The organism is Sorangium sp. So ce590, assembly GCF_051521365.1.
In the GTDB taxonomy this organism is placed as follows: Bacteria; Myxococcota_A; Polyangia; order Polyangiales; family Polyangiaceae; genus Sorangium.
Genome location: NZ_CP150346.1, coordinates 9,118,889 through 9,132,068, shown reverse-complemented (window position 1 = coordinate 9,132,068; position 13,180 = coordinate 9,118,889). Strand labels below are relative to the sequence as shown.

Genomic DNA, 13,180 nt, shown 5'->3' with positions numbered 1-13,180 from the left:
TCGCGGTCTATTCCCCAACGTGGCAGCAGGCCTGGCGCGTCGCAAGATGCCACGACGTACCAACCGTGTGTGGCAGAATGCCGCGGTCAGGGACGGACGCCTTTCGCCTGAGCCAGGCCGGCGTCACGCTCAGATAACCGTTACTGCGACGGAATTCAACCTTCAGACAACGCCGTCACGATGGCGTCACGAAGACCGTGCATCTCGCGCTCACCGGCATATTTGTAACGAGGCCAGAAGAAGCCCTTGAGACCGTCCTTCTGGCGACGCGGGACCACGTGGACGTGCAAGTGCGGGACGCTCTGACTGACGCGGTTGTTGATCGCGACGAAGAAGCCGTCTGCTGAGCTCGCCGACTCCACGGCGCGCGCGAGCCGCTGGGCGGTCATGAAGAGGGGGCCAACGAGCTCCGACGGAAGGTCCGTGAGCACCTCGTGATGAACGCGCGGGATGAGCAGGCAGTGACCCGGGAAGAGCGGGCGGGCGTCCAGGAACGCCATCATCTCGGGCTCGTCGAGCACGACGTAGGCCGGCGTTTCGCCCCGGGCGATGCTGCAGAAAACGCAAGGTCGAGCGGGCATGGCGGCCTCGATCAGCGATGCGGCGCCGCCTGCCCAACGTCAACCCTGACTCGGGCGCGCCATGCGGCCGCAGCGCGATCAGTGGCTCGCGAGGATCTCGTCGATCGACCCATGGGCGGCGGGCTCGCGCGTCCAGTAGTCGAGCAGCCGCCCGCCCGCCGTCATCCAGGCCCGGTCGAAGCGGCCGTCCTGCGACGTGATCCGCGCGATGTGGTCGCCGCCGTGGAACGCCCAGTGGCGGCCCGTGTTGTCGAAGTGGTCGATGAGCGCACCCTGCCGCGTCTTCACGTGGAGGGCGTCGGCCGGATCGTCCCAGGACGTGTCGACGATGAGCTCGTAGACCTGCCAGAGATTGCCGGAGGGGAGAACACCCCAGTCCACATTGAGCCCGGAGTCGTTCGGGAGCCCGAAGACGAAGCAATGGGGCATGCGCCTCGCGGCGTGCCAGAGGTCGCCGTTGCGGCTCGGCTCGTGGTGGAGCGTCACGAGCGTGTCGCGCGCGAGGCCGAACCCGTCGCTGTCGCCCGGGCTGTCCCACACCCGGCGGAAGAGGTGCTGACAGAGCTGGTCGGCCCCGGCGGAGAACCCGACCGTGAGCAGGCCCCGCTGCCGGCGCTCGTGCAGGAGGCGCCCGAACTTGCCGGGCTCGCCCTCGAACAGGGCGCCGAGCTGCTTGTAGCGCGAGAGCCCCGTCGTGCTGTAGCCGCCGCCGAGGATCACCACCTCGGACGATCCGAGGAGGTGCCAGAGCACGTCGACGTCCTCCCGCCGCAGGTGGCGGGTCCAGTAGAACGGCACGGGCTCGAGGCCGAACCGCTCGTAGAACCGGAAGAACCAGCGGAAGTTGCCGTACGCGAACTCCTGCCGCTCGAGCTCGTTGCCGTCGCGGGGCGCCTCGGACATCGGCAGGAACAGGATGCGCTTGTTGTCCCGCCCTGCCAGGGCGCGCTGCGCGATGTAGTCGTTGTGGATGACGTTGCAGCGGCTGTGCGAGCTGTAGATCAGCGCGGTCCCTCTCATCAGGTCGCGCATGTGAGCCGTTCCGCGCGCCCCGCGTCAAGGGGCCGCGCGCGGCGGACAGGCGTTGAGGCGGGCGCGGTCCGCGCCGTCGACCTCGGCCGGCCGCCGCTCAGCCGCGCCTCACCTGCTGCATCTTGCGAGGGACGGCGCCGGATCGCATCAGCATCTCGAACGCCTCCTTCTCGAGCATGGGGTGCACGCCGCGCGGCGGGACGCCCATGGGGCTCTTCTTCTTCGTGACGAAGCCGCTCAGGTACTGCGGGTTGAGCGCGCTCAGCGTCCGCAGGGTGCTCTTCATCTGCTTCGTGTTGTTCGCCCACGCGTAGGCGAACGCCCGCGAGCGGAGCAGCTGCGGCTTGAGATCGGCGAACGCCTCGTCGCTCGGATCGTACGTCTCGAGCAGCTCGACCGCCTTCGCCGCCTGGCCGGTGCGGGCCCACGCCTCGCCGACGATGGCGGCCATCATGGCGCGGATCTTCGGCTCCTTGTGGCGGCTCATGTCGATCTTGTCGACGAGCATTCGCGCCTCGTCCGTCTCGCTCAGGATGAGGTGGATCATGCCGCGCTGGGCGCGCGCCTCGTCGGCCATGGGGGCCATCACCTTGTCGAGGTTGATGGTCTCCAGCGTCCTGAGCGCGGCGCGCGGGTCCTCCTGCATCTGGAGCTGCGCCTTCGCGAACGTCGCGGCCGCGTCGTCCTTCTTGAACTCCGTGTCGAGCTTGGCGATCGCGTCCTTGCGGGCCTCGGCGGTGCCGGCGGTCTGCACGATCTGCGCGACGGCGCGCGTCTTGGTCGCGAAGCGCAGCGCCCACAGGATGACGCCCACGACGATGACCGTCAGGACGCCGGCGACCACCTTCGGCCAGATCCCCGGGAGGGCCAGGGCGATGGCCCAGACGATGAGCGCCGGGATGCCGACGCGGAGGGCGAGCGAGCGCGGGTTCAGCTGGGCGAGGGGATCGGCCGGCGGCTTTCCACTGCGGAGGGCCGAGATGGCCTGCTCGCGCTGCTGCTTGGGGCTCTGCTTCTTCGGGGTCGGGGTCAGGGTGGGTTTGCCGGGGGTCTTCATCGAGGTCGTGGATCTGACGTTCCCGCTGGCGGGGCTCGGGCTCTCATAGCCGGCTTGCCCGGGAGCGGCTAGGTGACGGGGTCGTTCGCGCGGGGGGCGGGGTCCGGATCGGCGCCGGAGGAGGGGAGGGGGGTCATGGCAGGGCCGGCGGTCTCGAAGCCGCGCAGCGGGGGGAGCGGCTCGATCGAGGGGGTGGCGAGCTGCGGGCCGCGCTGCGGGGGGATCGAGGCCGTCGGGTCGGCAAGGCCGAGCGTGGACTCGCGGAAGTGGAGGAAGATCGTCTGCGCGATCGACAGGCACGGGACCGCGAAGAGCGCGCCGGTGATCTGGAAGAAGTGCTCGCCGATGAGCAGCGCGAGCACCACGAGGACAGGGTGGATCTTCGCCGAGTCGCCGATGATCTTCGGGTTCAGGAAGTTCGCCTCGAGCTGGTGGATGCCCACGATCCACGCGAGCACGCCGGCCGCCGTGCCGAACGACTGCGTGAGGCCGATGGCGACCGCCGGGATCGAGCTCAGGATCGAGCCGAAGATCGGGATCAGCGACATCACCCCCGCGAGGACCGAGAGGATCGGCCAGTACTTGAGGTCGAAGAGCCAGAAGCCGATCGCGGAGAGGACGCCGTTCACGAGGCAGATGAGGAGCTGACCGCGGACGACGCCGGACAGGCCCCGGTCGAGCCGGCGCAGGAAACGATCGAACGAGTCGCGCGAGATCGGGTGCCAGAGCTCGCGGAAGAAGCGGAAGATCTTCTCGTGCGTGAGGATGATGTACCCGGCGAGCATCAACGTCATGAAGAGGTTGAAGATGCCGCGCGAGATGGCGGTCGCGATGGCCTGGCCAATCCGCAGGACCGTGAGCGAGTTCTCCTTGAGGTAGTCGGCCGCCTTCTCGTAACCCTCCTGGAGCATGTTCGCGCTGGAGAGCGGGTGCTTCGGGCGCGCCTGCGCGATCTGCCAGACGCCGTCGCCTGCCTCGCGGATCTCGACGTCGTCGGCGATGTGCACGTCGAAGGAGCCGCCCGGGCCGGGCGTGATGCGGACAGGCGGGCGCTCGGCGCTCTCCTCTCGGGGCGCGGCGATCGAGCCGGGCGGCGCGGCGCGCTCGCCGAACGGCCGGTCCGGCGTGGCCTCGGGCGGCGCGGAGGGCGGCGCCAGAGGCTCGCGGCCCGACCAGCGACGGAGCCGCACGTCGAGCGCGGGCAGGTACTCCTCGCGGAGCCGCGCGGCGAGCCGCGGCGCCTCGACGGTGAGCGCCTTTCCCTCGGCCACGAGGCGCGGGACGCTGAGGGCGAAGAAGCCGCCGACGCCGGAGAGCACGAGGGCGTAGACGACGAGGATCGCGGCCCAGCGCGGGACGCGCGCGCGCTCGAGCCGGAGGACCGCCGGCGTGAGCACGTAGGCCACGACGAGCGCGAGCACGAAGGGGAGCAGCACCGCGTGGGCGACGATGAGCAACGCCACCGTGAGGACGGCGCTGATCGTCAGGAACACGGTGCGCGGCGAGATGCCCTCGCTCACAGCGCCCCGCCGCGCGACGCCGAGCCCGGGACGCCGTCGTCAACGAGCGACGCGGGCAGGTCGGCGAAGAAGCCGAGCAGGTGATCGCGCGTCGCCTCGAGCGCCTGCGGCACGACGCGCGCGTCGGCGAGCACCGGCATGAAGTTTGTGTCGCCGGGCCAGCGCGGGACGATGTGCACGTGCAGGTGCTCGGCGATGCCGGCGCCCGCGGCGGTGCCAAGGTTGATCCCGACGTTCATGCCCTCGCACCTGAGCGCGGCGCGCAGGCGGGTCGTCGACTCGCGCACGAGGCGGAAGAGCGCCTCATGGTCGGCCGGATCGAGCGCGTCGAGCGAGGCGACGTGCGCGTGCGGGACCACGAGGAGGTGACCCGACGCGAACGGGTAGCGGTTGAGCATGACGAACGCGCGGCGGGTCGTGGCCACGACCAGCCGGTCGCGCTGTTCTTGCTCGAAGGCGCGGGGAATACCGCAGAAGATGCAGTCGACGTGGCCCTTCGGCGCAAGGATGTACTCGATGCGCCAGGGCGCCCACAGGGGGTTACCCATGTCGCGGAGACGCTAGCACGACGGCCGCGCGCGCGGGACCACCGCCCGTTCTTCGCGCCGGCCGCGGCGCGGGCCTCAGAACGAGATCGGCGTCGCCGCGAGGTCGAACCAGACCGAGAGGGCAAGCCCGGCGGAGGTACCGAGCGCATCCCAGACGAGATCGCGGAAGGACGGGGTGCCGTGCCCGGCGGCGTCGAAGGCCTCCTTCGCCAGGCCGGCGCCGAGCGCGACCGCGGCCCCCACCACGATCCGTCCGTGGGTGTCGTCGGTCGCGAGCGCGCCGAGCGCGTACCCGCCGCCGGCGAGGGCGATTGACGCGTAGAAATGGCGCGCCTTGTCATCGCCGAACCACGGGTCGGGGTCGCGCCGCAGGGCCAGGGCGCCCACGAGCGGCCGCCCCGGGAACGCCACCGGGGGCAGGCGGCCTGCGGCGCTGGCAAGGGAGCCGCCGCTCGCCGGGCGGGCCAGCGGATCGCCGCCCGCCGGGCGGGCGAGGGGGCCGTCGGCCCGGGCGGGGGGCGCGCCGAACGCCAGGGCGGCAAGGACCGGCGCCGCGAGGGCAGAGCGCGCGAGGGGGCCTCTCATCGGGGCGAGGATCGTCCACGGCGCCCCTGGAAAAAGCAAGAGGCGAGGCCCTGGGAAGGGCCTCGCCTCTCGTCGACATCGGGTCCACACGGCGAGCCGAGCGGCACCGGGGCGCCCGCGGCCCGCCGTACCTGGCGTGCGGCGGAGTGAGCGCCTGGCGCGCGGCCGGCTCAGAGCGGCCGCGCGCCGGGCAGCGTCACTTCAGGTCGAGCTTGCCGCCGAACTTCTCCTTGATGAGATCGCCGATCGTCCCGGCCACCGGCTTGTCGTCCCCGCCTTCCTCCTTGCGCTTCTGCTGCTGGCGCTGGACGGGCGCGGGGCGCTCCATGCCGATGTTCTTCATCGTCAGGAAGAGCCGGCGATCGACCGTGTCGAGCGAGGAGATCTCGGCCTTGACCTTGTCGCCGACCTTGAGCTTGCCCTCCTCGGGCTCCTGCACGTCGCCCAGCGAGACGAGGCCCTCGACGCCCTCGCGCAGCCGCACGAACACGCCGTAGTCGACGATGCTCACCACCTGGCACTCGTCGATGACGCGGCCGGGCGGGTACTCCGTCAGCATGGTCGGCCACGGATCGTCCCAGAGCTGCTTGATGCCGAGGGAGACCTTCTTCTCGTCGTGGTTGATCGAGAGGATGATCGCCTCGACGTCGTCGCCCTTGTGGTACAGGTCGCTCGGGTTGTTGACGCGCACCGACCACGAGAGATCGCTCTTGTGGACCATGCCGTCGACGCCCTCCTCGATCCCGACGAAGACGCCGTAGTCGGTGAGCGAACGGACCTTGCCCGCGATCTTGTCGCCGGGGTGGTACTTGTCCGTGAAGAGCATCCAGGGATCGGGCTCCAGCTGCTTGAGTCCGAGGCTGATGCGCTTCGCGCGCGCGTCCACCTCGAGCACCTGGCACTCGAGCTCCTGGCCCACCTCGAGCAGCTTCGACGGGTGCTTGACCTTCTTGGTCCAGCTCATCTCGCTGACGTGGATGAGGCCCTCGACGCCCGGCTCCAGCTCGACGAACGCGCCGTAGTCGGTGATCGACATGACCTTGCCGCGGACCTTCTTGCCCGCGGGGTAGGCCTCCTCGGCGTGGTTCCAGGGGTCCTCCTGGGTCTGCTTGAGGCCCAGGGAGACGCGCTCGGTGTCGGCGTTGTACTTGAGGACCTTCACGAGGACCTCGTCGCCGACCTGGAACACCTCGCTCGGGTGGTTCACGCGGCCCCACGACATGTCCGTGATGTGCAGGAGGCCATCGATGCCGCCGAGGTCGACGAAGGCGCCGTACTCGGTGATGTTCTTGATGGTCCCCTTGACGGTCATCCCCTCGGTCAACGTCTCGAGCGTCTTGGCCTTCATCTCGTCGCGCTCGCGCTCCAGGAGCACGCGCCGCGAGAGCACGATGTTGCCGCGCTTCTTGTTGAACTTGATGACCTTGAACTTGTAGGTCTGGCCGATCAGCTTGTCCAAGTTGCGGATCGGGCGAAGATCGACCTGAGAGCCCGGGAGGAAGGCCTTCACGCCGCCGCGGATGGTGACCGAGAGGCCGCCCTTCACGCGCTGGCTGATGGTGCCCTCGATGAGCTCGTCCGCCTCGCAGGCGTTCGAGATCTCATCCCAAACCTTCATCTTGTCGGCCTTCTCCTTCGACAAGGTGACGAGGCCGTCGTCGTTCTCGCGGCTCTCGATGTAGACGTCGACCTTGTCGCCGGCCTTGACGGCGCTCACGCCGCCGGCGTCCGCGAACTCGCGGAGCGCGATGACGCCCTCGCTCTTGCCGCCGATGTCGACCACGACGGAGTCGCGGTTCACTGCGACCACGGTGCCGGAGATGATCTCTCCTTCACGCGCGAAATCGCCCCCCTCCACGCTCTGTTCGAAGAGCGCGGCAAAGCTCTCCATGCTCGCCCCGGACGAGCCAGCCTCCATATGGATGTTACTAGTCATGTTGTTCGTTCTTGTTTCCTTTCCTTCCCTGGGATTCGTCGCAGCGGGCGCAGGCGTGGACCCTTGGTGCCACGCACGAGCGACGGAGGGGCAGGCACACGCGTACCGATGTACCCGGCCCCTCGGGAGAGGCGAGCCTGTAGTCTGAGGAGGGGCCTCTGTCAATGCAACGACCGAGCCACGAGAGGTTTTTGTCGTTTCCCCGAGAAACGACGAACCCGCCGGCTCAAAGCAGCGCGCGCCCTCAGGGCGCGGGGCGCGGGGCGCCGCCGGCGTCGCGCGCGGCGCGGGCCCGCTGTGCGAGCTCCGCGCAGGCGCGATCGAGGCCCTCGTGGGGCCATTTCGCCCGGAGCTCGACGCGATCGCCCTGCGCTACGGCCTGGGCGCCCTCGATCGCGGTCCCGGCGCCGGCGACGTCGGGGAGCAGCGCGAGGGCGAGCTTGAGGCTGCCGAGGAACGCCTGCGTGTCCGCGGCGAGCGCCGCGGCGGCGTCGCCCGAGACGGGCGCGAGGCGCATCGCGAGCGCGGGCTCCGCGCCGAGGGTGAACGTGCCCGAGGCGTGATCGATGCGGCGGAACAGCGCTCCGGCGCGCGGAAGCACGGCGGAGACCACGCCGGCGGCGCCCGACCACGCGGCGCTGGTGAGCGCGAAGGTGACGGGGCCCTGCTCGGGCAGATCGAGGCGCTGCCACTCGTCCGACGCGGGCAGCGCGGCCTTCACGATCTCGACGTCCGTGCCGAGGACGAGCGTGCCGTCGTCGGCCTGGCCGATCACGGCCCGCGGCCCGAGGAGGAGGAGATCTCCCTCGCGGCGGAGGCCGGCCCAGCCCTCTTCGCGGGCGACCTTCTCCATGCCGGCGACGAACCGGTCCTTCGGGATGCGCCCGCCCGCGAGCGCGACCCAGCTCGCGGCGTCGGTCGAGGCGATCACGATCTCGCGCAGATCCGAGAGGACATCGAGGCCGGTGGCCGCCTCGATGCGCGCCCGCCGCGACGTGCCCGAGGGCGCCTCGTCGAGCAGCGGGAGGAAGTGCCGGCGCACGGGGCCGAAGAGCGCGAGATCGGCGGTCTCGAGGCGGAGCACGATGTTCGCGTCGCCCGGGATGTGGCGCCGGGCCGTCGGCTCGTAGCGCCAGAAGAGGAAGTAGACGCCGAGCGCGACGCCGGCGAGCAGCGCGACGAGCGCGAGCCCGGCGACGAGGCACGCGGCCCCCCGCGGCCGGGCAGGGCGCGGCGGGGCGCCGCCGTCGCCGGGCTTCGCGGGCTGCGCCTCGGCGGGGTCGGGCGCAGGCGCGGGCGCCGCGGCGTCGTCGATCACGGTCGGTCGGATCGGCTCTTCGATCAGGGTGTCGGACATCGGTTTCAGCCGGGGGAGCGCCGGGACAGCCAGAGAACGTAAACGAAACCGACGCGCGTCGGGGATGGGTTCAGCCGGGAGAGCTCCGGGACAGCAGGGCGAGCACGAGGGGCGCAGGGAAGAGCCAGCGGAGCCGCACGGTGCGCTCCACCTGCTCGATCGAGAGCGCCTTCATGAGGTCCACGTAACGTGCCTCCTCGACGTTGTCGCGGAGCACCTCGAGGAGCCGGCGGGCGCGCGCGGCGCCGGCCGGGTCGACGCCGACGATCTCTGCATCGAGGCGCACCCCTTCGTCGGTGAGGGACGCCACGGCGCGGACGCGCTCGACGCCGGCGACGACCGCGCCGATCGACGGGAAGCGCCGCGCGAGCGAGGGAGGGAGCCGGCGCGCGCGCAGGTCGAGGCTCACGAGCCCCTCGGCGGCCGGGTCGCCGCGGCGCTCGTCGGGGCCGTCGCGGAGGACGCGCGCGACGCTGCTCACCTCGACCGCGGACACGAGCGCGACGGCGCGATCGCCGAGCGCGACGATCCGCGCCGTGTCGGCGCGCGCGCCCGCGCTGCCGTCGCGGCGGTCGAAGACGGCGACGCCGCCCTGCACGCCCTTCGCTGCCGGCGACGCCTCCCAGCGCTCGGGATCGGGCGTGAGTCCGGCCATCCGGCCCTCCAGGACGACAACGCGGTCGCCCTCCTCGAGATCGGCGAGCCGCAGGCCGAGCCAGACGATGTCCGCGCGGTGGAGGGCGCTCTCGAGCGCCTCGTCGGGCACCTCGTCGAGCGCGCGCCGCGCGAGCTCGTCCGCGGCCGCCTGGCCCAGGTCGCCGCGCATACGGGCGACGTCGACGCGCACCACGAGATCGAGATCGGCCGGGAGGAGATCGGCCGGCTCGATGCGCCGGACGATCCGCGGGCCGGCCGGGCTCCCCACGCCGCGCGCCTCGGGTCGCGGCGCCGCGCCCCCGCAGGCCGGGAGCGCGAGCGCAATCACGGTGACGACGGCGGCGGCGGCGCGGACGTCACGCGCCGCGCGCACGGATCTCCACGAGGGTCGCCATCTCGTCGACGATCTCCTGCGGGCTCCGGTGCCCGGAGTCGACGAGGATCGCGTCGTCGGCCTTGCGGAGCGGCGCGACGGCGCGCTCGCTGTCGGCCTTGTCGCGGCGGAGCACGTCGGAGAGCGTCGCCTCGAAGCTGACGTCGATGCCGCGCGCGACGAGCTCGTCGTACCGCCGCTTCGCGCGGATCTCGGCCGGCGCGGTGAGATAGAACTTCACCTCGGCGTCGGGGAACACCACGGTGCCGATGTCGCGCCCCTCGAGCACGACCCCGCCGCCGGCGCCGGCCTGCCGCTGCATCGCGAGCAGCGCCTTGCGCACCGCGGGGACGGCCGAGACCCGGCTCGCGCCGAGGCTGATCTCGGGCGCGCGGATCGCGCTGGAGATGTCCTCGCCGTCGAGCAGCACCCGCATGCCGCTGCCCCCCACGCTCGAGTGGGCCGGGCCGTCGGCCGAGCCGTCGTCCGCTGCGCCGGCGTTCGCTGCGCCGGCGTCCGAGGTGGTGTGCGCCGCGCGGACGTCGTGCGCCGCGCGGACGTCGTGCGCCGCGCGGACGTCGTGCGCCGCGCGGGCGTCCGTGGAGTCGGGCGGCGCGCCGGGCCCGCCGCGTTCCAGGGCGATGCGCCCGCCGCTCGCGAGATCCTCGGCGAGGGTGCCGATCGCGCCGCTGTCGTCCCACGCGAGGCCCACGCGGTGGACCGCGAGCGCGACGGCGCGGTAGATCGCGCCGGTGTCGACGAGGAGGTAGCCGAGCCGCTCGGCGAGCCCCCGCGCGACCGTGCCCTTGCCGGCGCCGGCCGGTCCGTCGATGGCGACGCGCAGCCGCCGGAGCTCGCCCTGGCCCGGGAGGTGGCGTGCGTCGTCCTGTCTCTGCCGTTCCGTCACCTGCGCTCCTCCTCGCTCACCTGCTCGCCCGCTCATGCCGCGCGGGCGCCCTCGACCTCGATGCGCGCGCCCAGGGCGCGGAGCGTCCCGATGAAGAGGGGAAAGCTCGTCGCGATGCAGCCCGCGTCGCGCACGCGCGTGGGCCCGCTCGCGACGAGCCCGAGCACGGCGGCCGTCATCGCGATGCGGTGATCGCCGCGGCTGTCGATGTCCGCCGCGTCGAGCGGCCGGTCGGGCCTGCCCTCGACGAGGAGCCCGTCGGTGCGCTCCTCGCAGCGCACGCCGAAGGCCCCGAGCACGGACGCCATCGCCGCGATCCGGTCGGTCTCCTGCACGCGCAGCTCCCGCGCGTCGAACACCTCGGTGAGGCCGCGCGCCCGCGCCGCGAGGCCGAGCAGGATGGGCAGCTCGTCGAGGGCGCGCGACGCGAGCTCGCCGCCCGCGCGCCCGCCGCGCAGGGCGCCGCCGGAGGCGATGTGGAGATCGCCGGTGGGCTCGCCGAGGGCCTCGCCCTTGATCTCGACGGCGACGCTGCTGTCCATGTCGCGCAGCACCTCGAGCAGGCCGGTGCGCGTCGGGTTGAGCCCCACGCGCCGCGCGGTCACGCGGCTGCCCGGCACGAGCTGCGCGGCGGCGATGAGGAACGCGGCGGCGGAGAGGTCGCCGGGCACGTCGACGTCGAACGCCGGCAGCGCGCCGGAGAAGCGGGCCGCGTCGAGGCAGACCATCGCGCCGACCGAGTCGACCGGGACGCCGAGCGCGGTGAGCATGCGCTCGGTGTGATCGCGCGAGACGATCGGCTCGCGCACGAACGTGGGCCCGTCGGCGAAGAGGCCGGAGAAGAGGAGGGCGCTCTTCACCTGGTCGCACGGGACGGGGAGGTCGTACTCGATGGACGAGAGCACGTGCGGCTCGGGGAGCGGCCCGACGTCGAGCGGCGCCGTGATCTCGCCGATCTTGCGCGGGTCGAGCTGCCCCTCGATGTGCCCGCCGCGGAGGCGGAGCGGCTTCGCCACGCGCTCCATGGGGCGGCGCGAGAGCGACGCGTCGCCCACGAGCCGCGCGGCGAAGCGCTGGGCGACGAGGATGCCCGAGAGGAGCCGCATGGTGGTCCCGGAGTTGCCGCAGTCGATGGGCCCCGCCGGGGCGCGGAGGCCGGAGAGCCCGGCGCCGTCGACGACGAGGTCGCCCGGCGCCGGCTCCTCGACGCGGACGCCCATGGCGCGCAGCGCGTTCACGGTCGAGAGGATGTCGCCGCCGAGCGTTCCGCCCCGGATGCGGCTCTGCCCGATGGCGAGCCCAGCCAGGAGGAGCGCCCGGTGGGCGATGCTCTTGTCCGCGGGAACCGGCACGCTCCCGAGGAGAGGTCGCTCGGCCGGGTGGACGATCAGGTCGGGCACGCGTTGCCGTTTAGCAGAACGGCGGGCGCAGGCACAGCGGGCGGGGCGCGGCGTGGGCTGCGAGCGGGCGGGGCGCGGCGTGGGCTGCGAGCGGGCGGGGCGCGGCGTGGGCTGCGAGCGGGCGGGGCGCGGCGGCGCCTGTCCGGTCCGGGCGCCCGGGCGCGTCCTGATGTTACGCTCGGCGTGTCGCGGGGAAGCGACAGGAGGCGGCGTGAACGGGGCAAACGGGGCACTCGACGTGGCAGCGCGCGTGGCGGCTCGGCTCGGCGCGATCTCGGGCGTGGTGGCGGTCGTGCTGGGCGGTTCGCGCTCCCGCGGCGAGGGCCACCCGGACTCGGACATCGATCTTGGCATCTACTACGAGCCGGAGCGCCCGCCCGACCTCCCGGCGCTGCGCGCGCTCGCGCGGGAGCTCTGCGCGAGCGGCGCGGGGGATACCGTGACGCCGCTCGCGCGGGAGCTCCTCGCGACGGCCGCCGGGGACGACGTGACGCCGCTCGGCGCGTGGGGACCGTGGATCAACGGGGGCGCGTGGCTCGAGATCGAGGGGCACCGGGTCGACTGGCTCTACCGCGATCTCGCCCGCGTGCGGCGCGTGATCGAGGAATGCCGCGCGGGGCAGGTGACGTGCGACTACCAGCCCGGGCACCCTCACGGCTTCCTCAGCTCCATCTACCTGGCCGACCTCCACGACTGCCGGCCGCTCTTCGATCCGGGAGGCGCGCTGGCCCCGCTCAAGGCGCTCGTGACGCCGTATCCGCCGGCCCTGAGGAGGGCGCTCCTCGACCGGTTCCTGTGGGAGGCCGGCTTCGCGATCGACACCGCGAAGAAGGCGGCCAGGCGCGGCGACGTGACGTACGTGAGCGGCTGTCTGTTCCGCGCCGCCGCCTGCCTGGTGCAGGCGCTGTTCGCGCTGAACGAGCGCTACCTCTCGAACGAGAAGGGCTCCCTCCTGAGGACGCGGGCGCTCCCGCGGTGTCCCGAGCGCTTCGCCGACCGGGTGGAGGCGGCGCTCTCCGCCCCGGGCGATGGCGCGCAGGCGCTGCTCGGGAGCCTCGGGCGCATGGAGGCGCTCGCGCGCGAGATGAGCGACCTGTGCCGCCGGGACGGGGCGAGCTGCTAGCATCGGCCGCGACGGTCGCGGAGGGTCGCCGCGGGGGCGGGCCCGGACACACGTCGAGCAAGGAGGGGGGACCAAGGCGCCGAGGACCCCGGGGGGACGCGGCA

General features: G+C 72.6%; 12 protein-coding genes. 1 reads left to right on the top strand and 11 read right to left on the bottom strand.

Features of this window, described 5'->3' with window-relative positions; translation table 11 throughout:
• Positions 1–155: 155 nt before the first annotated feature.
• The 11 genes from WMF28_RS34560 to aroA form a co-directional block, all read right to left on the bottom strand.
• Positions 156–581, bottom strand: a complete 426-nt coding sequence (locus WMF28_RS34560) for an HIT family protein (RefSeq protein WP_437597777.1) — start codon at positions 579–581, stop codon at positions 156–158.
• A gap of 78 nt (positions 582–659) precedes the next feature.
• Positions 660–1,613, bottom strand: a complete 954-nt coding sequence (locus WMF28_RS34555) for a hypothetical protein (RefSeq protein ID WP_437597776.1) — start codon at positions 1,611–1,613, stop codon at positions 660–662.
• A 97-nt stretch (positions 1,614–1,710) separates the two neighbouring features.
• Positions 1,711–2,670: a hypothetical protein gene (locus tag WMF28_RS34550; RefSeq protein ID WP_437597775.1), complete on the bottom strand. Its 960-nt coding sequence runs from the start codon at positions 2,668–2,670 to the stop codon at positions 1,711–1,713.
• A gap of 68 nt (positions 2,671–2,738) precedes the next feature.
• Positions 2,739–4,190, bottom strand: coding sequence for an AI-2E family transporter (locus tag WMF28_RS34545; protein ID WP_437597774.1), 1,452 nt, complete (start codon positions 4,188–4,190; stop codon positions 2,739–2,741).
• The gene (locus tag WMF28_RS34540; protein WP_437597773.1) at positions 4,187–4,738 is read right to left on the bottom strand and encodes an HIT family protein; all 552 of its coding nucleotides are present in this window, start codon (positions 4,736–4,738) and stop codon (positions 4,187–4,189) included. Before WMF28_RS34540 ends, WMF28_RS34545 begins: the two co-directional genes overlap by 4 nt.
• A 75-nt stretch (positions 4,739–4,813) precedes the next feature.
• Positions 4,814–5,323 (bottom strand): hypothetical protein, encoded by a 510-nt coding sequence (locus WMF28_RS34535; RefSeq protein WP_437597771.1) that lies wholly within the window; start codon positions 5,321–5,323, stop codon positions 4,814–4,816.
• Between the two features lie 196 nt (positions 5,324–5,519).
• Positions 5,520–7,424 (bottom strand): 30S ribosomal protein S1, encoded by a 1,905-nt coding sequence (locus tag WMF28_RS34530; RefSeq protein ID WP_437597770.1) that lies wholly within the window; start codon positions 7,422–7,424, stop codon positions 5,520–5,522.
• A gap of 79 nt (positions 7,425–7,503) precedes the next feature.
• Complete coding sequence (locus WMF28_RS34525; protein WP_437597769.1) at positions 7,504–8,616, bottom strand: hypothetical protein; 1,113 nt, start codon at positions 8,614–8,616, stop codon at positions 7,504–7,506.
• 70 nt (positions 8,617–8,686) lie between these two features.
• A complete protein-coding gene (locus WMF28_RS34520) occupies positions 8,687–9,646 on the bottom strand; it encodes a hypothetical protein (protein ID WP_437597768.1) in 960 nt (319 codons plus the stop codon).
• Positions 9,630–10,553 carry a (d)CMP kinase gene (cmk, locus tag WMF28_RS34515; protein ID WP_437597767.1) on the bottom strand — a complete coding sequence of 308 codons (924 nt, stop codon included), beginning with the start codon at positions 10,551–10,553 and terminating at the stop codon, positions 9,630–9,632. Before cmk ends, WMF28_RS34520 begins: the two co-directional genes overlap by 17 nt.
• A gap of 32 nt (positions 10,554–10,585) precedes the next feature.
• Positions 10,586–11,953 carry a 3-phosphoshikimate 1-carboxyvinyltransferase gene (aroA, locus tag WMF28_RS34510; protein ID WP_437597766.1) on the bottom strand — a complete coding sequence of 456 codons (1,368 nt, stop codon included), beginning with the start codon at positions 11,951–11,953 and terminating at the stop codon, positions 10,586–10,588.
• A gap of 211 nt (positions 11,954–12,164) precedes the next feature.
• Here aroA and WMF28_RS34505 point away from each other — a divergent pair, with 211 nt between their 5' ends.
• Positions 12,165–13,076, top strand: a complete 912-nt coding sequence (locus WMF28_RS34505; protein WP_437597765.1) for a nucleotidyltransferase domain-containing protein — start codon at positions 12,165–12,167, stop codon at positions 13,074–13,076.
• The last annotated feature ends 104 nt before the right edge of the window (positions 13,077–13,180 follow it).